Raw genomic sequence first — 235 nt, forward strand, 5'->3', positions numbered from 1 at the left:
CGCTGCACCTGGCGCATGTACTGCAGGAGCTGCGCGACGACCCTGCGCGCCAAGGGGTCGCGCTGCAGCAGACGCTGGCCGCTCTGAACAGGCGGTTGGACCGGGCCCTCGACGCGGGCTGATCTGCACGCGTTTTTCATTGGTCTGAATTGGCACGTACTTGGACCGACGGCGGGGGTATCCGTTCCGGTCCTGTTGGCGATAATGGCCATGCGTTCTCTGCTGTGACCGACGG

The 235-nt window shown here is 65.1% G+C and carries 1 pseudogene; it reads left to right on the plus strand.

Features of this window, described 5'->3' with window-relative positions:
- Nucleotides 1–122, plus strand: a pseudogene (locus ACQG3P_RS24020) (cell division protein ZapA); the annotation flags it as partial.
- Nucleotides 123–235: the final 113 nt, after the last annotated feature.

The sequence above is a fragment of the Stenotrophomonas sp. SrG genome (assembly GCF_050031795.1).
GTDB lineage: Bacteria > Pseudomonadota > Gammaproteobacteria > Xanthomonadales > Xanthomonadaceae > Stenotrophomonas > Stenotrophomonas rhizophila_A.